The sequence below is a fragment of the Bradyrhizobium quebecense genome, from assembly GCF_013373795.3.
Lineage (GTDB): Bacteria > Pseudomonadota > Alphaproteobacteria > Rhizobiales > Xanthobacteraceae > Bradyrhizobium > Bradyrhizobium quebecense.
In genome coordinates, this window is sequence record NZ_CP088022.1 from 7,442,308 (window position 1) to 7,466,848 (window position 24,541).

Below are 24,541 nucleotides of genomic sequence, written 5' to 3' on the forward strand. Positions count from 1 at the left end.
GGTGAGGGGGAGTCTCCGCGAATCTGCTTGCCATTGTGTATGCGGAGACAGCCCCTCACCCCAACCCTCTCCCCGTAAGAACGGGGAGAGGGAGATGAGAGCGTTAATGCCCCGCCGCCTTGTTCGCGGCGGCGTTGTTCAGCACGATCAGGCCGTCGACGGCGACGCCGAGCTTGCTGTTGATCAGGAACGGATTGACGTCGATTGAGGCGATGCGGCCGTTGGCGTCGGCCATCAGGTTGGAGAGCCCGACCAGCGCCTTCACCGCCGACGGCTCGTGCAGCGCGGGCTTGCCGCGATAGCCCTTCATCTTGACCCCGGCCTTGGTCTTGGCGATCAGCTCTTTCGCCTCGGCGGCATCGAGCGGCGCGCCGGCAAGGGCGACGTCCTTCAGCAGCTCGATATCGACGCCGCCGGTGCCGAACAGCACCACGGGGCCCATCTCGGCATCGAGCGAGGCGCCGACCACGAGCTCGAGGTCGGCCTTGACCTGCTGCGCAATCAGGATGCCCTCGAGCTTCGGCTTGCCCTTCAGCTTCTTCACCCGCGCGGTGATGTCGTTGAACGCCTTCTTCACCTCGGCGGCATTGGCAAGGTTTAGCACCACGCCGCCGATGTCCGACTTGTGCAGGATGTCGGGGCTGACAACTTTCGCGACCACCGGGAAGCCGATCGCCTTGGCGATCTTCACCGCCTCCGCCGCAGTCTGCGCGACGTCTTCCTTGGAGATCGGGATGCCATAGGCCTTGAGCAGCTGCTTCGAGGCAACCTCGTCGAGCGCGGCGGCGCCGTTGGCCGCCTTCAGCGTCTTCTCCAGCACCGCGCGCGCGGATGCCTTCGAGCTTGACACGATGTCGGGCACCTCCTTGCGCAGACCGGCATATTCGATCAGCGACTTGATCGCGCCGACCGCGCGGTCGAGTCCCTGCATGACCGCGATATCGGGTAGCGACTTGCGTAGTCCCTTGGTGAATTCGGTGAAGCCGATCGACATCGCGCTGATATAGATCACCGGCTTGTTGGCCTGGCCCGCCATCTCGTTGACGATACGCAGATTGCGCTCGCGCAGCTCATGCGGCGCCTTCGGCAGCTCGGCATCGATGATGACGATGTCGGTGTCGGGATCGTCGATCATGATCTTGATCGACTTCATGTAGACGGAGGGATCGACCACCGCCGCAAAGCCGGCATCGAGTGGATTGCCGACGATGCTGCCGGGCCCGAGCATCTTCGCCAGCTGCTCCGTCGCGTTCGGGCTCAGCGCTGCGAAATTCAGGCCGGCGGAATGGAACGCGTCGATCAGCAGCCCGCGCTTGCCGCCGGACAGCGACACCGCCGCGAGGCGGTTGCCCTTCGGCGGATCGGCGTGGACGAAACACTCGGTGGTCTCGATCAATTCATCCAGCCCGCGCACGCGGATCACGCCTTCGCGGGTCGAGATCGCATCGAATGTCTCGATCGAGCCGGCGAGCGCGCCGGTATGCGCCATCGCGGCGGCGCGGCCGCCTTCGGAGGCGCCAAGCTTGAGCGCGATCACCGGCTTGCCGGCGGCGCGCGCGGCCTTGCAGGCTTCGCGGAACACCTTTGTGTTCCTGACGCCTTCGAGATAGACCACGATGACGCGGATGCTCGGATCGGCGGCGAAATAGCTCATCAGGTCCGGGGTCTCGAGGCCGGATTCGTTACCGGTCGTGACCATGTAGCCGACGCCGACGCCGCGATCCTCGAGCGCCTGGCGGATCGCCATCACGATCGCCCCGGATTGGCCGGCGATCGCGACCGCGCCCGGCTCCATGGTGACGATGCGGTCGTCGATATTGGTGAACAGGTTCTCGCCGGCGCTGAGATTGCCCAGGCAATTCGGCCCGGTGACCGCAAGTCCGGTCTCCTTGATCGCCTGCTTCAGCTCGACCGCGAGCCGCTGGCTCTCCTCGTCCTGCAACTCGCTGAAGCCGGAGGTGACGATGGTCGCCGAGCGCGCGCCGGCAGCGGCCGCGTCGCGGATCACCTGCACGGCAAAGCGGGCCGGTACCAGCACCAGCACATGGTCGGGCTTTTCAGGAAGGCTGGCGAAATCCTTGTAGCAGGTGACGCCCCAGATGGTTTCGCGCTTGGTGTTGATCGGAAACAGCCCGCCGGCATACTCGTATTTGATCAGATTGTTCCAGATCCGTTCGGCGTAGTTGCCGGGCTTGTCGGTGGCGCCGACCAGCACGATGTTGCGCGGGTGCAGCATCGCATGGATGCTCTTGACGATATCGCTCGCGTCGGCGGGCGGCGCCCATTTGCGGGACGGATGTGACGTGGTGCCTGCGAAAGCTTCCATGGAGCCTGCCTTATCCTTGTTCTGTTCGTTTCCTCTGGCCCACGGCGGATCACCGCAGAACGCGATTTTTCATTGTTTTTATGGCTGATGGAAGGGGGTAGCAACTCACGCTGCTGCAAGTCAGGGCATCGCTTGCAATATCCCGGCAGGCGCAAAATCGATGCCGATCAGGAACCTGATTCGGGTCGGCTCGAATCCGTCTCGAACGGGTTCGAATCCGGGTCGATCATGGTCGCGTGCAGCAGATAGCGCTCGGGCCCCGATGTCAGCGCGTCGAATGGCCAGCAGGTCGACAGCACCAGCTCATACCGGTTGGTGAGCGGATCGATGCCGGACTGGTCGAAGCGGACGACCGCGCTGCGATCAGCCCGGTAGCGAAAAATCTTGCCGTCGCTTCTCGTGACGTCGATCTCGTCACCGATTGTGACATCCTTCAGAAAGCGGAAATGGGTGTCGCGATGCGCGGAATAGACCGCAACGCCCGGCTCGCCGGCATCGACGGTCTGTTCGACATGGCCGGGGCCGAACGCCAGCGCCTGGCCGCTGCTGCCGGCAAGCGCAATTGCGGACGCGTGCAGGCGCTTCACCTCGATCCGGGCGACCGGCCAGGTATCGGCCCAGCGCCACGGCTTCACCGGATGTCCGGTCGCGATGCTCTGTGCGAAGGCGCGCTCCAGCAGCAGCTGCGCGAGCAGCGCCTTGGCGTGGATATAGGCGCCCTGGCCGAACAGGATCAGGCCGATGAGGGCGAAGGCGAGCGGGAGGATGAAGCGGCGCATTGCTATCTTGCTCCCGTCATTGCGAGCGAAGCGAAGCAATCCATCATGCGGCATATGGGGAGCCATGGATTGCGTCGTCGCTTCGCTCCTCGCAATGACGCTTAGCGAGAGAAGTGGCGCGCGCGGCCCTTTGGGGACGGGTGAGAAGGCCGCGCGCGCTCTTGAAAGAGGAGGTCGGGGGGGCCTCCTCCTTTCATCCGACGTCAGTGGGACGACGTCTGACGCCGGTTGAACACCAGAAGCAGAAGGCTGACCGTGAGCAGGATCACACCCGCAATCATCTTCAGTTCGGCATCGGTCGCGGTCTTCGGCAGCTGGATCGTGCCGGGTCCTTGCGTGGCGACCGGTGACCGCTTCAGCGCGGCGAGCTGCACCTTGCCGTCGCCGGCTTCAGCGCGGCGTCCGGTCGGTGCGGCCGGCAGGCGCGGACGCTCGCCGAATACCTTTGCGAAATCCCAGCCTGCGGGCAGGTTGAGCGGCAGTTCAGCAAGCTTCAGCGGCTCGCCTTCGGGACGGCTCGGCGTCTTGTCGACCGCAACGAGGCTGGTCAGCCGCGTCACGAGCTGATGCTCCAGCGCGAGCGCAAGGATGGTCTTGTCGGCGTCCTCGGAGCTCATCTGCCGCGTGGTGCGCGCAACCTCGGCATCCGCGATCTTGCGGCGTGCCCACAGCTTGGAGAGGCCCTTGCCTTCGGCCGCGTTCGCGAGCGGGAGTGTCACGCTCCACGGACGGTCGCCGATGCGGCCCTTGATCTCGACCGAGCCGGCAAGCTTGTCGAGCTTCGCGGCCAGCACCAGCGGCTCGTCGCGATAGACGTCGGGGAGTGCGGACGGCGTCAAGTCGGCCGTTGCATCGGAGAACTTTGCGGCGAGGTTCGTCACCGCGGGATTCTCCAGCTTGGCGAACAGGTCGCGCATCCGCTCGTCGACCTGCTCGACCGAGCCGATATGGGTGAAGGTGCCGCGGCCGAGCTCGGCGGCGCGCGTCATCAGGTAGGTGTTCGGCGCTGAGCCGATTCCGACCATGAAGACGCGTGAGCGGCCGCGCAGCGCGCTGATGGTTTCGAACAATTGCTGCTCGTTGCCGATGGCGCCGTCGGTCAGGAACACGACCTGGCGGACATGGTCGGCGTCATCATGATTGGTGTCGGAGAGCGCCGCGCGCATTGCCGGCACCATCTCGGTGCCGCCGCGCGCCTGCAACGCGCTGACGAACGACGTCGCGTTGCCGATATTGGCGCTGTTGGCCGCAACCGGCGCCGGGAACAGCGTGTCCATGGTGTCGTCGAAGCGGATCACGTTAAAGCGGTCGGCCGGCTGCAAGCGGCCGAGCGCGTAGATGAGGCTCGCCTTGGCCTGGATGATCGAGGTGCCGCCCATCGAGCCGGAATTGTCGATCACGAAGATCACTTCGCGCGGCAGGGGCTTCTGTTGCGCCTGCTCGACCGATGGCGGGGTGACGAAGGCCAGCAGATAGTCAGAATTGCCGACATGCTCGCGGAACAGCCCGACCGACGGCGCCTTCCCGGCGGTCGGCTTCCAGCTCAGCTCGAAATCGCGGTCGGCCGGCACCGGGCCTTCGGCGAGCTTGACGACGCGCGTGGTGCTGTCGGGGCTCTCGATCCTGACCTGGTGGAAATGGCTCTTCACCTCGCCGAGCGCGAAGCCTGCGTTGAGGTGAACGGTGATGTTGGTTGGGTTGACCGGAGCATTCGTCGCGGGATCGAGCACTTCGGAGGTGATGCGATCGCGGTCCGGCACCGGATCGGTCGTGGTGGCGCCCCAGCCGCTGCCATCGGCGCGGAGGTCGACGCTCTGCACCACCGGACGCGGATTGTAGCGCGGGCCGACCACCATCGGCACCCGCAGCGAGAATTCGTTGCCGTTCTGCTGCACCGGCTCCTGATATTCGATCTGCACCAGCACGGTTTCGCCGGGACCGATATTGGCGACCGAGTTGGTGAAGATGTTCGGCCGTTCCTGCTCCGTGAGCGCTGCCTTCTGGCCGTTCTGCTTGGCCTGCTCGTAGATGGCGCGGGCCTGCTGCCGCTCCTTGATGTCGCCGACCACGATGCGGTCGCCGACCACCATCTTCAGCGTGTCGACCGCGCCGCCTGCCGGCAGCGGATAGACATAGGTCGCTTCCACCCAGTCCTTGGTCGGATTGCGGAAGATTTGCGTGACGCGGGCACGGACGGTCGGACCGGACACGGTGAGATCGACATCGATGCCGAGCCTGGTTGCGTCGGCATAGCCGTTGTCGGTCTTGAACAGCAGCGAGCCGGAGCGCGCATCTGATGGCCGCAGCACCGCCTGTTGCGGCAACTCGGCCGACCACACCGGATCAAAGCTCACAAACAGCGCCGCGAAGCCGATCGCCAGCGCGGCGACGCCTTCCACCAGGAAGAATAGCGCAATGCGCATCCGGCGCGACATCCGGATCTGCGGGCCGCTCTCACATGCATCGTAAATCATCATTTTCGTCACTCCGAGCGAGACTTTCGCTGCCTCGCAATCATGGAGAACGGCGGTTTTGGCGCGAGCAGAATGATCGGCAATGATTGGCCGCCGTCCAGCGCGGGCCGCCGCCGTCCGAGGCGGGTTTGTGCGGTTTTGTGATGGATTGTCCGGTCTGCTAGAGTGCGCGGAATCAAGGGGAACCGGGCAGGAATCACGATGCCGACGCCTGACAAGCAGCTTTCCGCCGAGCTGAGCCAGCAGGTCGCGGAGACCATCCGCGAGGAGATCGCGCGCCGCCGCATCTCGCGGCAGACCCTGGCCGAGCAGGCGAAGCTCAGCCTGTCGACGCTGGAGAAGGTGCTCGGCGGCCGCCGCCCGTTCACGCTGGCGACCACCGTGCGGCTCGAGCAGGCGCTCGGCGTGTCCTTGCGTAAGCTGCCGGAGACGATCACGGTGGCGGCGCCTGCCAATGGCGGGATCGCGCCCGACAGCCTCGGATCCTATTCGCGCCGCTCGGTGGCGCGGATCGAAGGGACTTACATCACGGTGCGCCCATCGTTCGGCGAGCAGGGCGCGGTCTATGCCTATCGGACGGAGATCGCCTGGGACGATGCGGCGTCATCGCTCGGCTTTCGAGAGGGCGAGCGGCAGGATGCCGATTACACTCAGTATGGCGAGGTGGCGGTGCCCAATGAATCAGGCTTCGTCTATCTCGTGACCAACCGGCATGGCCAACACCGCGTGATCACGGTCTCGCGCCCGCGCAATTCCGGTGAAATGTACGGCATCATCACGACGCTGCTCGCCGGCCGTGGCTCGCTGCTGACGCCGGTCGCCGCGCCGATCGCATTCCTGCCGGTGAAGAACGTGTCGAAGCCGAGCCTCGGCCGGGTGTCGGCCGACGATGCGAACTACGCCCTCTATCGCGAGCATCTGCGCCGCACGATCGACGAGCCGTTCGCGATCTTCCTGCCGGGATAGTCGCAGGTTACGCGGCAACAAGGACGTCGTCGGTACACTCCGATGCTAGCCCCGTCATCCTGAGGTGCGAGCGGAGCGAGCCTCGAAGGATGCACGGCCACCATCGGAGCCGTCGACCCTTCGAGATGCGCGCAAGAGCGCGCTCCTCAGGGTGACGGTGAGAGAGTGGTGTGCCACCGGCTGGTTCAATCTGGCCTCTCGCTTCATACAAAGCACTCCGCAAGAACAACGAAGCCGCCCGGATGGGCGGCTTCGCGATGGCTGATGTTTGGTCGCGGTGCGCGTAGCGCTAGCCGCCGGTCTCCGCGCTGATGATGTCGCCGAACAGCTCCCACTGTCCGTTCTTGAACTGCATCATCTTGAGCTGCTCGACCGGAGCGAAGTCGGTCGCGCTGGTGTTGATCCGGATACCGGGGATCAGCGTGTCGGGCGTGAAGTCCTTCAGGCTGGCGGCCTGCTTCATCACGTTCTCACGCGTCAGGTTGTCGCCGGCCTGCTTCAGCACCTGAACCATGGTCTGCGCCGCGGCGTAGCCATAGACCAGATTGGCGTCGGACAAATTGGCGCCCGGCATGTATTTCTCGGCGAACGCCATGAACTTCTTCATGCCCTCGTCATTCTTCCACTGCGGGTCGGACGCGTCCTTGAGATAGCCGGCCGACAGCACGCCTTCGGACGCTTCGAGGCCGGCGGGCTTCATGACCGCGCCGATCGAGATCGAGACGTCGGTCATCACATGCATCGGCTTCCAGCCAAGCTCGGCGATCTTCTTGATCGCCTGCGCGGCGAATTTCGGCGTCGAGATATTGACGAACACGTCGGCGCCGGTGTCCTTCAGCTTGACGATGTGGGAATCGATCGAGGGCTCGGTGGTCTCGTAGCTTTCCTCGGCGACGATCTTGACGCTCGTTTTGTCGAGCACCTCCTTGAGGCCCACCAGGTAGTCCTTGCCGAAATCGTCATTGGCATAGAAGATCACGACCTTGGCATCCGGCTTGGCCTTGAGGATGTACTTGCCGAAGATCCGCGCCTCGACGCGGTAGCTCGGCTGGAAGCCCATCGTCCACGGGAAATCCTTCGGATCGTTCCACTTGCTGGCGCCGGTGGCGAGGAAGAGCTGCGGCACCTTCTTGGCGTTGTGATACTTCTGCACCGCGGTCTGGGTCGGCGTGCCCAGCGCGTTGAACACCAGGAAGACCTCGTCGCTCTCGATCAGCTTGCGGATCTGCTCCACGGTCTTCGGCGGCGAGTAGCCGTCGTCATAGGAGATCCAGTTGATCTTGCGGCCGTTGATGCCGCCCTGATCGTTGATCATCTTGAAATAGGCTTCTTCGGTCTTGCCGATGACGCCGTAGGCGGAGGCGGGACCGCTATAGGCCTCGACATTGCCGATCTTGATCTCGGTATCGGAGGCGCCGGTGTCATACTTTTTTTGTGCAAAGGCGGCCTGAGTGGAGAGCAGGCAGAGCGCTGCGGCAGCGGCCAGCAGCGACAATTGTGTGGTTTTCATAAAAGCAATTTCCTCGATTGATTCTGGTTGGGGACTTACGCAACGAACCCGCAGCCGGTCCCGGCAGACGGTTGCGGGCAACACTTCTCTCGACATGGCCAAGGAGACGCGAGACGCGTCCCCAGGCTCATGCGGCAGTATCGGTTGGCTTCGGCTGGCTGAATTGCTGCCGGAGCGTCGGCTTATGAATTTTGCCTGTCGCATTCCGCGGCAGGGCATCGATGAATTCGATCAGGCGCGGGCACTTGAACCGGGCCAGATTGGCCTGGCAATGCGCATGGATCTCGGCCGGCGTCAGCGTATGGCCCAGCTTCACCGCGATCACGGCCATCCCGACCTCGCCCCATTGCTCGTTCGGGATGCCGATGACGGCGGCCTCGGCGACGGCGGCCAATTGATGCAGCACGCTTTCGACCTCGGCCGGATAGACGTTCTCGCCGCCGGAGATGTACATGTCCTTCCAGCGGTCGACGATGTAGTAGAAGCCTTCCTCGTCGATCCGCGTGGCGTCGCCGGTATGCAGCCAGCCGTCGGTGAAGGAGGAGGCGTTGGCGTCCGGCCGGTTCCAGTAGCCCGGCGTGATGTTCGGGCCCTTGACCCAGAGCTCGCCGAGTTCGCCGACCGCGGCATCGCTGCCGTCGGGCCGCACGATCCGGACCTCGGTGTGCAGCACCGGCTTGCCGGACGAGCCGGCCTTGCGCGCAGCATCCTCGCGGTCGAGCACCATCACCGCGGGCGAGGTTTCGGTCATGCCGTAGCCCTGCTGCAGCGCGACGCCGCGCGCCTCGCAGGTTTTCAGCAGCGGTACCGGCATCGGTGCGCCGCCGACGCCGCCGATCGTCAGGCGGCTGAAATCCGCTGACGCGAAGGCCGGATGCTGCGCCATGAACTGGTAGATGGCGGGCACGCCGAAGAACACGTTGATGCCCTGCAAGGGATCGCCGATCAGTTTCAGCGCCTCGCCGGGATCGAACGCGCGCATGATCAGCACCGTGCCGCCGGCATGCAGCACCGGGTTGGTGTAGCAATTCAGGCCGCCGGTGTGGAACAGCGGCAGCACGGTCAGCAGCACCGAGGCCGGCGAGATGTAGGCGGGGCCGCCGAGATTGACGCAATTCCAGAACGTCATCCCATGCGTGATGATCGCGCCCTTGGGCTGGCCGGTGGTTCCCGAGGTGTACATGATGGTCGAGATGTCATCGAGCGTGACCTCCTCGAATCGTTCGAGCGGTTTCGCCGCCGCGATGCCGGCCTCATAGGCCCCGTCCGGGCCGAGCCGCACGGTCGAAGCGACATCGCAGAGCTTGGCGACCGCGAGCGCGGTCTCGGCGAGATCGTCGTCATGGATCATCACCTTCGGTGAGGCGTCGCCGGTGATGTAGCGCAGCTCGGGAACGGTGAGGCGGGTGTTGAGCGGCAGGAAGACCGCCCCGATCCGGAAGCAGGCGAACTGCACCTCCAGCGTATCCGTGGTGTTCTGCGCCAGCACCGCGACCCGGTCGCCACTGGCGACCTTGAGCTCGTCGCGCAGATAGCCCGCGAGCCGCGACACGCGGGCGTCGAGTTCCGCATAGCTGAAGCGGCGACCGCTTGCGAGATCGACGAGCGCCATCTTGTCCGGCGTGCGCCGGCGATGATGCGCAATCCAGTCGTAATAACGAACCGGCAAATGTTCCTCCTCTGGAACGGCAGTCTTGCGCCGCCTGTTCTTGGCTCAATTGATGCCATGAATTGGCAATGGAGGGGACGTATCGGGATACTGTCTTGCGTTTAGTGGCTGGTGGGAGGCCAGATGGAAACCCGATCCGGCGAACAGCCACTCGACGCAAGTGAACAGAGAAAAATCCGGACATCGTCGGAGGCGGGAATCAACGGAGCACGCGGATGGCAAACCCATTCTACACCAGCGAGCATGAGGCCTTTCGCGAGGTGATGCGGCGCTTTGTGGCCAAGGAAATCGAGCCTTATGCCCATCAATGGGACGAGGAGGCCGAGTTTCCCCGCGCGCTCTATGCCAAGGCGTCCGAAATCGGGCTGCTCGGCCTCGGTTTCCCGGAAGAATATGGCGGGATCGCCGCCGACCAGTTCATGAAGATCGTGGCCTCGCAGGAGCTGGCGCGCGCCGGCGCCGGCGGCGTTTCCGCGAGCCTGATGAGCCACACCATCGGCTCGCCGCCGATCGCCCGCGCCGCGCGGCCCAAGGTCAAGGCGCGGGTGCTGCCGGAGGTGCTGGCGGGCAAGAAGATCTCCGCGCTCGCGATCACCGAGCCGAGCGGCGGCTCCGATGTCGCGAACCTGCGCACCAAGGCACGGCGCGACGGCGACCATTACGTCGTCTCTGGCGAGAAGACCTTCATCACCTCGGGCATGCGCGCCGACTATCTGACGGTCGCGGTGCGCACCGGCGGCGAGGGGCCGGGCGGCGTCAGCCTGCTCCTGATCGAGGGCAATACGCCGGGCCTCTCCCGCACCAGGCTGAAGAAGATGGGCTGGTGGGCGTCTGATACCGCGACACTTCATTTCGACGAATGCCGCGTGCCGGTCGAGAACCTGATCGGCGAGGAAGGCCAGGGCTTCAAGATCATCATGCAGAACTTCAACAGCGAGCGCATGGGCATGGCGGCGGGCTGCACCGCCTATGCGCGCGTCTGCCTCGACGAGGCGGTCGCCTATGCCAAGGAGCGCAAGACGTTCGGCAAGCCGATCGCCCAGCATCAGGTGATCAGGCACAAGATCGTCGACATGGCGCAGAAGGTCGCGGCCTCGCAGGCGATGCTGGAAATGCTGGCGTGGCGGCTCGGCCAGGGCGAAAGCCCGGTCGCCGAGATCTGCATGATGAAGAACCAGGCGACGCAGACCATGGCGCATTGCGCCTCCGAGGCGGTGCAGATCTTCGGCGGCGCCGGCTTCATGCGCGGCATCAAGGTCGAGCGCATCTATCGCGAGGTCAAGGTCAACGCCATCGGCGGCGGCACCGAGGAGATCATGAAGGATCTCGCGTCACGGCAGATGGGGTTGTAATGAATTTGCTCCGTCATTCCCCGGTGCGCAATTGCGCACCTGAGGGCGCGCGTAGCGCGAGCCCGGAATCCATCGAGCGGCAAATTTGATGTGAAATGGATTCCGGGTTCGATGCTTCGCATCGCCCCGGAGTGACGAGGATCAAGGAAACATGCTCTTCACCGCCGATCACGACGAACCGCGCCGCGCTCTACAAAAGTTCATCGCGGCCGAGATCAATCCCCATGTCGATGAATGGGAGAAGGCCGACATCTTCCCGGCGCATGAGCTGTTCAAGAAGCTCGGCAATCTCGGATTCCTCGGCCTCAACAAGCCGGTCGAATTCGGCGGCCAGGGGCTGGATTATTCCTACGCGCTGATGATGGCCGAGGAACTCGGGGCCATCACCTGCGGCGGCGTGCCGATGGCGATCGGGGTGCAGACCGACATGGCAACGCCCGCGCTGGCGCGGTTCGGCTCCGACGAGGTGCGGCGCGAATTCCTGGTGCCTGCGATTGCAGGCGACCAGGTCGCCTGCATCGGCGTCTCCGAGCCCGGCGCCGGTTCCGACGTCGCCTCGATCAAGACCAATGCGCGCTCCGACGGCGACGACTACGTCATCAATGGCGGCAAGATGTGGATCACCAACGGCACCCAGGCCGACTGGATCTGCCTGCTCGCCAACACCAGCGACGGCCAGGTCCATCGCAACAAGTCGCTGATCTGCGTGCCGATGAAGACCAAGGGTGTGGAGGTCGCACGCAAGCTCGACAAGCTCGGCATGCGCTCCTCCGACACCGCGCAGATCTTCTTCGACAATGTCCGGGTGCCGAAGCGCAACCGGATTGGCGAAGAAGGACAGGGCTTCACCTACCAGATGATCCAGTTCCAGGAGGAGCGGCTGTGGGGCGCGGCCGCCTGCCTGAAGGCGCATGAATTCATCATCAACGAGACCATCGACTACACGCGCAACCGCAAGGCGTTCGGCGGCTCGATCCTCGACAACCAGGTGGTGCACTTCAAGCTCGCGGAGATGCAGACCGAGGTCGAGCTGCTGCGCTCGCTGATCTATCGTGCCGGCGAGGCGCTGGTCGCCGGCGAGGACGTGACGCGGCTTGCGACCATGGCCAAGCTGAAAGCCGGCCGGCTCGGCCGCGAGCTCACCGACGCCTGCCTGCAGTATTGGGGCGGCATGGGTTTTACCAACGAGACGCCGGTCAGCCGCGCCTATCGCGACAGCCGCCTGACCTCGATCGGCGGCGGCGCCGACGAGGTAATGCTGATGGTGTTGTGCAAGATGATGGGCACGCTGCCCGGGATGAAGAAGAACTAGCGCGAAGCCGTCCGGCGGATCGCACGCGCCGCCGGTACGACCGCAGGGATGGAGGCCGATATGCTCTATCAGGAGAGCCAGAAAGTCGCGGAGCTGAAGCATCGGCTTCAGTCGTTCATGGATCGCCATGTCTATCCGAACGAGGCCCGGTTCTACCGCGAGGCGGAAGAGCTCGGCCCATGGAAGGTCTTTCCGGTCGTCGAGGAGCTGAAGCCGAAAGCCAGGGACGAGGGGCTGTGGAATCTGTTCCTGCCCGAGAGCGAGCACGGCGCAGGTCTCTCCAATCTCGAATATGCGCCGTTGTGCGAGATCATGGGCCGGTCGCATCTTGCGCCCGAACTCTTCAATTGCTCGGCGCCCGACACCGGCAATATGGAGGTGCTGGCGCGTTACGGCACCAGGGAGCATCAGGAGCGATGGCTGAAGCCGCTGCTCGCGGGCGAGATACGGTCCTGTTTCGCGATGACCGAGCCGGCCGTTGCCTCCAGCGACGCGACCAACATCGAGAGCTCGATCGTGCGCGACGGCGATGACTACGTCATCAATGGCCGCAAATGGTACACCACCAACGCCACCGATCCGCGCTGCAAGATCTGCATCTTCATGGGCAAGACCGATCCCAATAATCCGGACCGGCATCGCCAGCAGTCGATGATCCTGGTGCCGATGGATACGCAGGGGATCGAAGTGCTACGGCCGCTGCCGGTGTTCGGCTTCTACGGTGTGCCGGACCGTGCCTCGGAGGTCGTGTTCACCAATGTGCGGGTGCCCGCAAGCAACATGCTGCTCGGCGAGGGCCGCGGCTTCGAGATCGCGCAGGGGCGGCTCGGCCCGGGCCGCATCCATCACTGCATGCGGCTGATCGGACTCGCCGAGCGCACGCTGGAGAAGATGTGCGTCAGGACCAGGAGCCGGGTCGCGTTCGGCAAGCCGGTCGCAGAGCAGACCGTCACGCAAGAGCGGATCGCGGAATCGCGCATCATGATCGAGCAGGCTCGCCTCTTGACGCTCAACGCGGCCCACATGATGGACACGGTAGGCAACAGGGTGGCCAAGGCCGAGATCGCCATGATCAAGGTCGCTGTGCCCAACATGGCCTGCCAGGTCATCGACTGGGCGATCCAGGCGCATGGCGGCGGCGGTACCAGCAACGATTTCGGGCTCGCGGCGGCCTACGCGACGGCCCGGCTGCTGCGTCTCGCCGACGGCCCGGACGAGGTCCATCGCAACCAGATCGCGCGGCTCGAGCTGCGCAAATACGGCAATGCCTGAAGGAGAAGCGTGCGCGATGAATGCACCGCGCATGACAATGTTGCAGTCACCTCGCCGGCGCTCCATGGTGGCGGCGATCAAGAACATGGGAAACGCCTGATGATCACGCTCTATCACTGCGATGCCGCGCGCTCGTTCCGTCCGCTGTGGATGCTGGAGGAGCTCGGGCTGCCCTATGAGCTGAAGATGCTGCCGTTCCCGCCGCGCGTGTTCGCCAAGGAATATCTCGGCATCAATCCGCTCGGCACCATCCCGTTCATGGTCGATGGCGAGACGAAGATGACGGAGTCCTCGGGCATCTGCTACTACCTCGGCACCAAGTACGGCCCGACGCCGCTGATCGTAGGTCCTGACGAGCCGGCCTATGGCGCGTTCCTGAACTGGATGTATTTTTCCGATGCGACGCTGACCTTCCCGCAGACGCTGGTGCTTCGCTACAGCCAGCTCGAGCCGGAGGAGCGGCGCAACCCGCAGGTCGCGGGCGATTATGCAAAATGGTTCCTGGGTCGCCTGCGCGCAGTGGAGGCCGCCGCGGCGAATTCTGAATTCCTCTGCGCGGAACGCTTCACCGCCGCCGACATCGCCAACGGTTATGCGCTCCGGCTCGCCAGCAATATCGGCCTCGCCAAGGATTTCGGGCCGAATGTCGCGGCCTATTGGGCGCGGCTGCAGCAGCGCGAAGGTTACAAGCGCGCGGTGGCGTCGGAGCAAAAAGCCGGGCAGGAACAGAACGTTGCGCCGCGGGCGCGGCCGTAACTTCCCCGTCGTGCCGGGGCAATGCACAGCATTGGGGTTCGATGCGTCGCATCGCCCCGGAATGACGACGTATCGCTTTTGCGAATTTGCGCTATGGTAGCTTCGCCGCAGCGGCCTAAAGAGCCGCGCGAGGAGGAACCGCCATGGACGCGATCGTGGACGCGAAGTGCCAGAACTCCGGCCAGCCGTCCGGCCACCGGATGTTGATCACGCCGGAACGGGTGTTCTATGCGGGGCTGCTCGGCCGCCCGCGCGAACGCTGTCCCGGCGCATTCCATGTCTATGTCGCGATCCGCGAGGGCCTGCATCTGTCGACCAGCGAAGGCCGCGAATCCCACGGCGAGCTCGCGGTGACGATGCCGAACCTGCGCCACACCATCACCAGCGAATATCGATCCGCGATCTGCGTTGCGATCGAGCCGGAGAGCGTGCCTGATGGCACGCTCGAAGCCGTCGCGCGCCGCCTGCAAGGACCCGACTCTCACTTGTTCGCGAACCGGATTCGCAACGCTTATGCGACGCTTGCCGAGATGCAGCATCGCGACGCGATCGCGAATGCCGAGTTCGACACCATGTGCTTCGGCGACGCGCTGCCGCAGCGTGTGCTCGATCCGCGGGTCGTGCGCGCGATCGGCCGCATCGGGCAGTTCTCCGGCGAGCCGGTGACCGCGGCTGGCTGCGCCACCGAGGCCGGGCTATCGCCCTCGCGCTTCCTGCATCTGTTCAAGGAGGAGACCGGAATCTCGTTCCGCTCCTTCCGCGCCTGGAAGCGCGCGCGGCATCTGCTGCATTTCGCCAACCAGGACATCAATCTCGCGCATCTCGCGCAGGATATCGGCTATCCCGATAGCACGCATTTCAGCCACTCGATCCGCCGCTTCTATGGCTTGAAGCCGCGCGCGATCTTCTCCGGCTCACGGGATCTTGCGATTTATCGCACTGGGCAAGAGCGCGCGTTGACGTAAACCATCCGTTGTCCCGGCGAAAGCCGGGACCCATATGTGGACGGCCCCCGTGGCACAAGAGCTTTCTGGGATTGGTCGGATCGCTGTCATCCATATGTCCGGCCTGTTTGATGCGATCGTGTTGATCGCTGGGCCAAGATGGTTTCCGCGACGCGAGTGCCAAACAACCTGGCGACCTTGTGAAGGCCAATGGGTCCCGCGGCTTGTCTCGCGTTCTGGATCGATCGATCATTCCATCTGCTCTTGCAGCTCCGGTTCGTCCGGCGAGCGCTACGTCCGGCCGGCCGACCTGTTAGGTGACAGCGTTCATGCGTGCGGCATCATAGCTCTCGCCGGTCGCCATCAGCTTCCAGGCGATGCGGGCCACCTTGTTGGCGAGCGCCACGGCCGCAAGCTTCGGCGGCTTGCGCCTGAGCAACGCCACGAGCCAGCGCGAGGGGTGGCCGCGCCCGAGCCTTGCCTGCCGGATCACCGCGGTCGCCCCGGCCACGAGCAGGCGACGCAGGGTCTCGTCGCCAGCGCGGGTGATCTTGCCGAGCCTGGTTTTGCCGGCGGTGGAATGGTCCTTGGGCGTCAGGCCGAGCCAGGCCGCGAACAAGCGGCCGGAGCGGAAGGCGTGCGGGTCCGGCGTCTTCATCACAAGCGAGGTCGCGATGATCGGACCGACCGAGGGGATCTGGGCCAGACGACGGCTTGTGGCGTTGGCCTGGTGCCAGGCCAGCAGCCTGGCCTCGACCGCCTTCAGCTCACCCTGCAACTGCGCATAGTCACGGCCCTGCATGGCGAACAGCTCGCGCGCCATAGCGGGAACGCTCTCGTCCTGCGTGATCCGGGCCAACAGCGGCTCGATCTTGTCCAACCCCTTCGGCGCGATCAGGCCAAACTCCGCCGCGTAGCCGCGGATCGCATTGCTGAGCTGGGTACGGCGGCCGATCAGCCCATCGCGGACACCTGCAAGCATCAGCGCGGCCTGCTGTTCGGCGCTCTTCACCGGCACAAACCGCATCCGCGGTCGGCCCATCGCTTCGCACACCCCATCCGCATCTCGCCCGTCGTTCTTGTTCCGCAGCACATAAGGCTTCACCAACTGCGGCGCTATCAGCTTCACCTCATGGCCAAGCTTGCCAAGCTCGCGCCCCCAGTAATGAGCCGCCCCGCAGGCCTCCATCCCGATCACGGTCGGCGGAAGCTTGGCAAAAAACTCAAGCACCTGCTTGCGCGACAGCTTCTTGCGCAACACCGGCTGTTCCGCCGCGTCAACTCCATGCAGCACAAAAATATGCTTCGACGTATCCATCCCAATACGGATAATCTCTCTCACGGACGGTCTCCTTGTCTGAGATTTACAACAACCTCATTCTGGCACACTGATGCCGTAGGGGGCCGTCCACACCATCAACCACAGCCGGTTATTGTTTCAAAAGGGCCTCTGCCATCCCGCATCACGGATAGATCACGCGGTATGGGTCCCGGCCTTCGCCGGGACGACACTTAGGATTCTCCTCCGCTACAGATTCGCGCCCTGGATCACCTCACCGAATCGGAGCCAGCCAGGCCCTTCGATCCGTTGCAGCTGAAGCTGCTGCAGTGGGTGGTGATTGGTCGGGCTGGTGTTGACGCGAATGCCGGGTAACAGCGTCGGGACCTCGACATCTTTCAAATTGTTCGCCTGCGCCATGATGTTGTCGCGGGTGAAATTGCCATTGCACTGCTCGAGCACGATCTTGAGCACCTGCGCCACCGTGTAGGCGTAGAGGCTGTAACCTTCCTTTGGGTTGCCGTCGGGGAAGTATTTTCCCATGAAGGCGAGGAAATCCTTGACGCCCGGGTCGTTGGCCCAAGCCGGATCGGCGACGTCCTTCACATAGGCCGACGAGATCGTGCCCTGCGACTTGTCGAGACCGACGGGCGCAATGGTCGAGGAGATCGAGGCCGCGCCGCTCGCAATGAAATGCATCGGCTTCCAGCCGAGCTCGTAGATCTTGCGGATCGACTGCGCGCAGAATTTCGCCGTCGTGCCCGAGATCAGCACGTCGGGATTGGCGCCGCGCAGCGCGACGATCTGGGAATCGATCGTCGGATCGGTGACCTCGTGCGAGGCCACCACGGCCGACGTCACGAACCGCTCACCCAGCACATCCTTGGTGCCGGCGACGAAATCCTTGCCGAGATCGTCGTTCTGGTAGAGTACCGCGAACTTCGCGTTCTTGTTCTGGCTCAGCGCATATTTGACGAATACCTGCGCTTCGGTGCGCGCGCTCGGCGCAAAGCCCATGGTCCAGGGATAGGTCTTGTAGTCGCCCCATTTGTCGCCGTTCACCGACAGGAACAGATGCGGCACCTTGGCGGCGTTGATGTACTTGACGACCGACGAGTTCGGCGCGGTGCCGAGCATGTTGAACAGGAAGGCGACATTGTCGCTCTCGATCAGGCGGCGCACCTGCTCGACGGTCTTTGCCGGATTGAACGCATCGTCGTAGTAGATGTATTTGATCTGCCGGCCGGCGATGCCGCCCTGCTCGTTCAGCATCTTGAAATAGGCTTCCTGGCAGCGCGCCTGCACGCCGAGCGCGGACACCGGGCCGCTGAGCGAGGTGGTGCTGCCGATCCTGATCTCGGTCGCGGTGACGCCGGGCGTATCTTCGGCAAGTGAGGGCTTGAGGCCCGCGACCGCGGCAAGCCCCGCGCCTGCGGCGCCGGTGAGCCATCTGCGCCGGTTGATCGAGACCATGATTTTCTCCCCGTGATGCCGGCTTGTTGCGCCGCTTCTGCTTACAGCGACTCTACGCGCCGCGTGGGTGTCGCGTCTTGTGTTAACCGGCTGACCGCGGATTCCGACGTGCGCGCATCCACTTAGCCAGTCAACGCAAGATGGCGCACAGACAAATTTCTCATCATGGGAAAATCAGCCGCGCAGGTGCGCCGCAACCCGGACGAGAGACCCATGAGCGACAAGGCCGTCATCACCTGCGCGCTGAACGGCGTGCTTACCGACCCGAAACAGCACAACGTTCCGGTGACGCCGGAAGAGATGGCGCGCGAGGCCAGGGCCGCGTTCAACGCCGGCGCCAGCATCATGCACATCCATCTGCGCCAGCAGGAGCCGAACAAGGGCCACCTGCCGTCGTGGGAGGTCGGCGTCAGCAAGGAAATCCAGCAGGCGATTCGTGAGGCCTGCCCCGGCGTGATCATCAACCACACCACCGGCACCTCGGGCCCGAACTACCAGGGCGCGCTCGACTGCGTGCGCGAGACAAAACCCGAGATCGCGGCCTGCAATGCCGGATCGCTGAACTATCTGAAGGTCAAGGCCGACAACACCTGGGCCTGGCCGCCGATGATGTTCGATAACGCGGTCGAGAAAGTGCAGGACTATCTCGATGTGATGAAGGTGGCCGGCACCATCCCCGAATTCGAGTGCTTCGATGTCGGCATCGTGCGCTGCGTCGGCATGTACCGGCAGACCGGCATGTATTCCGGCCCGCTCGAGTACAATTTCGTGATGGGCGTCGCCTCGGGGATGCCGGCCGATCCGGAGCTGTTGCCGATCCTCTTGAAGCTGAAAGTGCCGGAAGCGCATTGGCAGGTCACCGCGATCGGCCGCGCCGAGATCTGGCCGCTGCACCAGCGCGCCGCCGACCTCGGTGGTCATCTGCGCAGCGGCCTGGAGGACACGTTCTATCTCGGCGACGGCACCAAGGTGACGTCGAACGGGCAGCTCGTCGAAGGACTCGCCGCCTGTGCACGCCGTGCCGGCCGCGACATCGCGAGTCCTGCGGAAGCGCGGCAGATTTTTGGGGTCAGGCACTGACGTCAACCCGGCCGTCATTGCGAGCGAAGCGAAGCAATCCATCTAGCCACTCGAAGATTGGGTGGATTGCTTCGTCGCTTCGCTCCTCGCAATGACGAGGCAGGAGAGAGCACATGGACAATCTCGCAGCAACCGGCGGCGTCACCGGGCCGGGCCGCATCGGACGGGTCGCGATCGGCGATCTCCTCAAGCGCGCCGCACGGCGATTCCCGGATCGCGTCGCGCTGACCGATGGCGGCCGGCAGGTCACCTTCACCGAGCTCGAGCGCGACGCCAATCGCTTCGCCAATCATCTGGTGCAGCGCGGGTTGAAGCCTGGCGAGAAGATCTCGACGATCTGCAACAACTCCGTCGAGTTCGTCAAAGCGCTGTTCGGCATCCATCGCGCCGGCCTGGTCTGGGTCCCGATCAACACCATGCTCGGGCCGTCGGACATGGACTACATCCTCGGCCATGCCGAGGTGCGCTTTGCCGTCATCGACGACAATCTCCACGGTCAGGCCGACCGGCGCGCAGCGCTGGAAGCGCGCGGCATGGAGATGATCGCGGTCGACCTGACCGGCAATGCCGGCAAGACCGGCTTGCAGGAGTTTAACGGTCTCCTCGAGGGGCAATCCGATATCGAGCCTGACATCGAGATCAACGACCGCGATCTCGCGATGGTCATCTATACGTCAGGCACGACCTCGCGGCCGAAGGGGGCGATGCATTGCCACCTCGCCGTGGTCATGGCCGTGATGAGCAACTGCATCGAGATGCAGCTTTCGCGCGATGACGGGATCACCGGGCAGTTTCCGTTGTTTCACTGCGCCGGCCACGTATTGCTGCTGAGCTATCTCTCGGTCGGCGGCCGCATGGCGCTGATGCGCGGCTTCGATCCGGTCGTCTGCATGGAGGCGATCGTTCGTGATAGGCTCACCGTGTTTGTCGGCCTGTCGCTGATGTACCAGGCGATCCTGGATCATCCGCGCCGGCGCGAATATGATCTGTCGGGCCTGCGCTGCTGCATCTACACCATGGCGCCGATGGGCAAGCCGCTGCTGGAGCGTGCGATCGCCGATCTCTGTCCGAACTTCGTGCTGACCAGCGGCCAGACCGAAATGTACCCGGCGACGACGATGTCGAGGCCCGAGGTACAGCTCGACCGCTTCGGCAATTACTGGGGCGAGTCGCTGATCGTCAACGAGACCGCGATCATGGACGACAACGGCAACCTGTTGCCGCGTGGCGAGATCGGCGAGCTGGTGCATCGCGGACCCAACGTGATGATGGGCTATTACAAGGACCCGAAGTCGACCGAGGAGGCGCGCAAGTTCGGTTGGCACCATACCGGCGATCTTGCCCTGATCGACGCCAACGGCGAGGTGCTGTTCCTCGATCGCAAGAAGGACATGATCAAGTCGGGCGGCGAGAACGTCGCTTCCGTCAAGATCGAGGAGACGCTGCTGGCGCACCCCGCCGTGCAGAATGCCGCGGTGGTGGGCCTGCCGCACCCGCAATGGGGCGAGGCGGTCTCAGCCTTCGTCAAGCTGAAGCCCGGCGCGATGGCCGACGAGGCCGGCATCGAGGCGCATTGCAGAAAGCATCTCGGCGGCTTCCAGGTGCCGAAGCTGGTGCGTATCCTCGACGAGATGCCGATGACCGCGACCGGCAAGCTGCGCAAGGTCGAGCTACGCCAGCAGTACAGCGGGCATTTTGTGGAGCGCGCCTAGTGGCCATCATCGAGAACACCATTTCCACCGGCAGCGCCGCGTTCCACAGCAATCGCGACGGCATGCTGGCGCTGATCGCCCGGATGCGGGGGCTGGAAGAGCGGACGCGCGCCGCATCCGCCGCGGCCAAGGACCGCTTTCACAAGCGCGGTCAGCTCTTGCCGCGCGAGCGCGTCGCGCTGGTGCTCGATCCCGGCTCGCCGTTCCTCGAACTCTCGACGCTCGCCGGCTACATGTTCGATGTGGCGGATTCGGACAAGAGCGTGCCCGGTGGCGGCCTGGTCGCCGGCATCGGCTTCGTCTCCGGCATCCGCTGCATGGTTAGCGCCAATGACGCCGGCATCGACGCCGGCGCGCTGCAACCCTACGGCCTCGACAAGACGCTGCGGGTGCAGGAGCTCGCGCTGGAGAACAAGCTGCCCTATGTGCAGCTGGTCGAGAGCGCCGGCGCCAATCTGCTGCGCTACCGGGTCGAGGACTTCGTCCGCGGCGGCAACATCTTCCGCAATCTGGCGCGGCTATCTGCGACGGGGCTTCCCGTTGTCACCGTCACCCATGGTTCCTCGACCGCGGGCGGCGCCTACCAGACAGGCCTCTCCGATTACATCGTGATGGTGCGCGGCCGTACCCGCGCGTTCCTCGCCGGGCCGCCTCTGCTCAAGGCCGCCACCGGCGAGATCGCGACCGAGGAGGAGCTCGGCGGCGCCGAGATGCATACGCAGGTATCCGGGCTTGGCGATTATCTCGCCGAGGACGATCGCGATGCGCTCCGTATCGCGCGCGACATCATGGCCAAGCTGCCGTGGGACCGGCCGGCGCCGGAGCCAGCCGCATTCAAGCCGCCGCGCTATGACGCGGAGGAGCTGCTCGGCATCATGCCGATGGACCACAAGCGTCCCGTCGATATGCGCCAGGCGATCGCGCGCTTCATTGACGATTCCGATTTCACCGAGTTCGGCGCCAATTACGGCCCGGCGACGGTGTGCGGTCATGCGCGTATCGAAGGGCAGGCGATCGGCATCATCACCAACAACGGGCCGCTCGATGTGCCCGGCGCCAACAAGGCGACGCATTTCATCCAGGCCTGCTGCCAGTCGCGCACGCCGATCCTCTACATGAACAACACCACCGGCTACATGGTCGGCCGCGCCTATGAAGAGGCCGGCATGATCAAGCACGGCTCGAAGATGATCCAGGCCGTGACCTCGGCGACGGTGCCGCAGATCACGCTGTATTGCGGCGCCTCGTTCGGCGCCGGCAATTACGGCATGTGCGGCCGCGGCTTCCATCCACGCTTCTGCTTCTCCTGGCCGAACGCCAAGACCGCCGTGATGGGCGGCGAGCAGGCTGCCGAAACCATGGCGATCGTGACCGAGGCGGCGGCCGCGCGGCGCGGCAAGCCGATCGAGAAGGAGAAGCTGGACGCGATGAAGGCGCAGATAACCGGTGTGTTCGATGGCCAGATGGACGTGTTCTCGACCAGCGCCCGGGTGCTCGACGACGGCGTGATCGATCCGCGCGATACGCGGAGCGTGCTCGCCGAGGTGCTGGCGATCTGCCGCGAGGCCGAGGCGCGCAGCCCGCAGCGCATGCAGTTCTCGGTGGCGCGGCCATGAGCGGGGTAATCGTGAAGCGGACACCGTTCTTCAAGATCCTGATCGCCAATCGCGGGGAGATCGCGCTGCGCATCATGCGATCGGCGCGGCGGCTCGGCCATGGCGTCGTCGCAGTTTATTCGGATGCCGACCGCGACGCACTGCATGTGCGCGAAGCCGATCAGGCGGTACGGATCGGCGAGGCGCTGCCCGCGCAATCCTATCTGAAGATCGACGCGATCATCGCAGCCGCCAAGGCGAGCGGTGCCGGCGCCGTGCATCCCGGCTACGGCTTCCTGGCCGAGAACGAGGACTTTGCGCAGGCCTGCCGCGATGCGGGGCTGGTGTTTATCGGCCCGTCGCCGGAGGCGATCCTCGCGATGGGCAACAAGGCCGGCGCCAAGGAGATCATGCAGAAGGCTGGCGTGCCCTGCGTGCCCGGCTATCAGGGCGTCGACCAGAGCGATGCCGTGATGCTGGCGGAAGCCAAGGCAATTGGTTTTCCGGTCATGATCAAGGCGGTCGCCGGTGGCGGCGGCCGCGGCATGCGGCTGGTCGCGGATGCTGCGGCGTTTCCGGATGCGTTGCGCAGCGCGCGGTCGGAGGCGCAGGGCGCGTTCGGCGATCCCACCGTCATCCTCGAGCGCGCGATCGTCGATCCCCGCCACATCGAGATCCAGGTATTCGGCGATCGCTATGGCAACGCCGTCCATCTCGGCGAGCGCGATTGCTCGGTGCAGCGCAGGCACCAGAAGCTGATCGAGGAGGCACCGTCGCCGGCGGTGACGCCGGAGCTGCGCGCGCGGATGGGCGCGGTCGCAGTCCAGGCGGTCAAGGCGATCGGCTACGAGGGGGCCGGCACGCTGGAATTCCTGCTCGATCGCGCCGGCAATTTCTACTTCATGGAGATGAACACGCGGCTGCAGGTCGAGCATCCCGTCACCGAGGCGATCACCGGGCTCGATCTGGTCGAGTTGCAGCTCCGCGTCGCCAGCGGCGAGCGGCTCGGCCTGAGGCAGGAGGACATCACCTTCTCCGGTCATGCCATCGAGGTGCGGCTCTGCTCGGAGGATGCCGGGCATGATTTCATGCCGCAATCCGGCACGATGGCGCGGTGGCAGATGCCTGAAGGCATCCGCGTCGAGCACGCATTGCAGTCCGGCTCGGAGATTCCGCCGTTCTACGATTCGATGATCGCCAAGGTGATCAGCCACGGCGCAATCCGTGATGAATCGCGCGGCAAGCTGATCTGCGCGCTGGAGCAGGTCACGGCCTTCGGCGTCACCACCAATCAGGGTTTCCTGATCGACTGCCTGCGTCATCCGGTCTTTGCCAAGGGCGAGGCGACCACGGCCTTCATCGGCAACAATCGCGATACCCTGCTGGCGTCCCGGCCCGATCGCGGCAGCGACCTCGCGCTCGCGGCGCTGCTGCTCTACGTCACCAATCGGCACGCGCCGCCATGGCAGCGCGGCCGCTCGCTGTCGGCGACATTCCCGCTCGGCTTGCGGATCGATCTCGGTCACGGCGTGCAGGAGATCGAGATTGTCCGTGAGCGCGACGGCAGCTACCGCGCGGCTCGCAACGGCGATCGCTTCAGCTTCGAGATCGACGAACTCGATCAGGACAACATCCGTTTCCACCACGATGGTTTGATGGAGCAGGCCAGGTTCCTGCGCGACGGCGATCGGCTCCATATCCTGCATCGTGGCGTCACTCTGGTGGCGCGCGATCTGACGCTCGCGCCGCCGGAGAGCGCTGCGGCCGCCGGTGGCGACGGCAAGGTCCGTGCGGCGATGAACGGCCGGGTCGTCGCGGTGCTGGTGAAGGCCGGCGACAAGGTCGCGGCCGGCCAGCCGGTGCTGACGCTGGAGGCGATGAAGATGGAGCACGTGCATACGGCGGGTGTCGCGGGCACGGTGTCGTCGATCGACGTTGCCGAGGGCGAGCAGGTGACGACGGGGAAGATCGTGGTGGAGATCGAGGCGGCGGCATAGCTACTGTCGTCCCGGGCAAGCCAACGGGTCGGCGCGAAGCGCCGC

Annotated in this window: 17 protein-coding genes; 10 read left to right on the forward strand and 7 right to left on the reverse strand. The window is 64.7% G+C overall.

The genetic code is table 11. The annotated features are described in order from the left end of the window. Positions 1–103: 103 nt before the first annotated feature. The 3 genes from HU230_RS35690 to HU230_RS35700 all read right to left on the reverse strand — a co-directional run bounded on the left by HU230_RS35690 (position 104) and on the right by HU230_RS35700 (position 5,528). On the reverse strand, positions 104–2,326 hold the full coding sequence (locus HU230_RS35690) for an acetate--CoA ligase family protein (RefSeq protein ID WP_176534178.1): 2,223 nt from the start codon (positions 2,324–2,326) through the stop codon (positions 104–106). A 167-nt stretch (positions 2,327–2,493) separates the two neighbouring features. Then, entirely contained in the window at positions 2,494–3,105 is a 612-nt protein-coding gene (locus HU230_RS35695) for a class GN sortase (protein ID WP_176534177.1), read from the reverse strand. A 203-nt stretch (positions 3,106–3,308) separates the two neighbouring features. Next, the gene (locus HU230_RS35700; RefSeq protein ID WP_420840911.1) at positions 3,309–5,528 is read right to left on the reverse strand and encodes a marine proteobacterial sortase target protein; all 2,220 of its coding nucleotides are present in this window, start codon (positions 5,526–5,528) and stop codon (positions 3,309–3,311) included. A gap of 252 nt (positions 5,529–5,780) precedes the next feature. Here HU230_RS35700 and HU230_RS35705 point away from each other — a divergent pair, with 252 nt between their 5' ends. After that, positions 5,781–6,545 (forward strand): helix-turn-helix domain-containing protein, encoded by a 765-nt coding sequence (locus HU230_RS35705; RefSeq protein ID WP_176534175.1) that lies wholly within the window; start codon positions 5,781–5,783, stop codon positions 6,543–6,545. Between the two features lie 289 nt (positions 6,546–6,834). Here the strand turns inward: HU230_RS35705 and HU230_RS35710 are convergent, their stop codons facing one another. Further along, a complete protein-coding gene (locus tag HU230_RS35710; RefSeq protein WP_176534174.1) occupies positions 6,835–8,055 on the reverse strand; it encodes an ABC transporter substrate-binding protein in 1,221 nt (406 codons plus the stop codon). Positions 8,056–8,182: 127 nt separating this feature from the next. Then, a complete protein-coding gene (locus HU230_RS35715) occupies positions 8,183–9,724 on the reverse strand; it encodes an acyl-CoA synthetase (RefSeq protein ID WP_176534173.1) in 1,542 nt (513 codons plus the stop codon). Between the two features lie 215 nt (positions 9,725–9,939). Between HU230_RS35715 and HU230_RS35720 the strand changes: the two genes are divergently transcribed. From HU230_RS35720 to HU230_RS35740, 5 genes are all read left to right on the forward strand, one after another. Then, a complete protein-coding gene (locus HU230_RS35720) occupies positions 9,940–11,076 on the forward strand; it encodes an acyl-CoA dehydrogenase family protein (RefSeq protein ID WP_176534172.1) in 1,137 nt (378 codons plus the stop codon). A 151-nt stretch (positions 11,077–11,227) separates the two neighbouring features. Beyond that, positions 11,228–12,388, forward strand: a complete 1,161-nt coding sequence (locus HU230_RS35725) for an acyl-CoA dehydrogenase family protein (protein WP_176534171.1) — start codon at positions 11,228–11,230, stop codon at positions 12,386–12,388. A gap of 60 nt (positions 12,389–12,448) precedes the next feature. Next, the gene (locus tag HU230_RS35730) at positions 12,449–13,660 is read left to right on the forward strand and encodes an acyl-CoA dehydrogenase family protein (RefSeq protein ID WP_176534170.1); all 1,212 of its coding nucleotides are present in this window, start codon (positions 12,449–12,451) and stop codon (positions 13,658–13,660) included. A 99-nt stretch (positions 13,661–13,759) separates the two neighbouring features. Next, entirely contained in the window at positions 13,760–14,416 is a 657-nt protein-coding gene (locus tag HU230_RS35735; RefSeq protein ID WP_176534169.1) for a glutathione S-transferase family protein, read from the forward strand. Between the two features lie 143 nt (positions 14,417–14,559). After that, entirely contained in the window at positions 14,560–15,381 is an 822-nt protein-coding gene (locus HU230_RS35740) for a helix-turn-helix domain-containing protein (RefSeq protein WP_176534168.1), read from the forward strand. A 292-nt stretch (positions 15,382–15,673) separates the two neighbouring features. Here HU230_RS35740 and HU230_RS35745 read toward each other — a convergent pair whose 3' ends face one another. Beyond that, positions 15,674–16,702: an IS110 family RNA-guided transposase gene (locus HU230_RS35745; protein WP_176528479.1), complete on the reverse strand. Its 1,029-nt coding sequence runs from the start codon at positions 16,700–16,702 to the stop codon at positions 15,674–15,676. A 186-nt stretch (positions 16,703–16,888) separates the two neighbouring features. Continuing rightward, positions 16,889–18,112 (reverse strand): ABC transporter substrate-binding protein, encoded by a 1,224-nt coding sequence (locus HU230_RS35750; protein ID WP_176534167.1) that lies wholly within the window; start codon positions 18,110–18,112, stop codon positions 16,889–16,891. A 213-nt stretch (positions 18,113–18,325) separates the two neighbouring features. On the opposite strand from HU230_RS35750, the gene HU230_RS35755 reads away from it, so the two are divergent. From HU230_RS35755 to HU230_RS35770, 4 genes are all read left to right on the forward strand, one after another. Beyond that, a complete protein-coding gene (locus tag HU230_RS35755; protein ID WP_176534166.1) occupies positions 18,326–19,192 on the forward strand; it encodes a beta-keto acid cleavage family enzyme in 867 nt (288 codons plus the stop codon). A 113-nt stretch (positions 19,193–19,305) separates the two neighbouring features. After that, positions 19,306–20,904: an AMP-binding protein gene (locus HU230_RS35760; RefSeq protein WP_176534165.1), complete on the forward strand. Its 1,599-nt coding sequence runs from the start codon at positions 19,306–19,308 to the stop codon at positions 20,902–20,904. Next, the gene (locus HU230_RS35765) at positions 20,904–22,520 is read left to right on the forward strand and encodes an acyl-CoA carboxylase subunit beta (protein ID WP_176534164.1); all 1,617 of its coding nucleotides are present in this window, start codon (positions 20,904–20,906) and stop codon (positions 22,518–22,520) included. The genes HU230_RS35760 and HU230_RS35765 overlap by 1 nt, the downstream gene beginning before the upstream one ends. After that, positions 22,517–24,496, forward strand: a complete 1,980-nt coding sequence (locus tag HU230_RS35770) for an acetyl/propionyl/methylcrotonyl-CoA carboxylase subunit alpha (protein ID WP_176534163.1) — start codon at positions 22,517–22,519, stop codon at positions 24,494–24,496. The genes HU230_RS35765 and HU230_RS35770 overlap by 4 nt, the downstream gene beginning before the upstream one ends. Positions 24,497–24,541 lie beyond the last annotated feature (45 nt).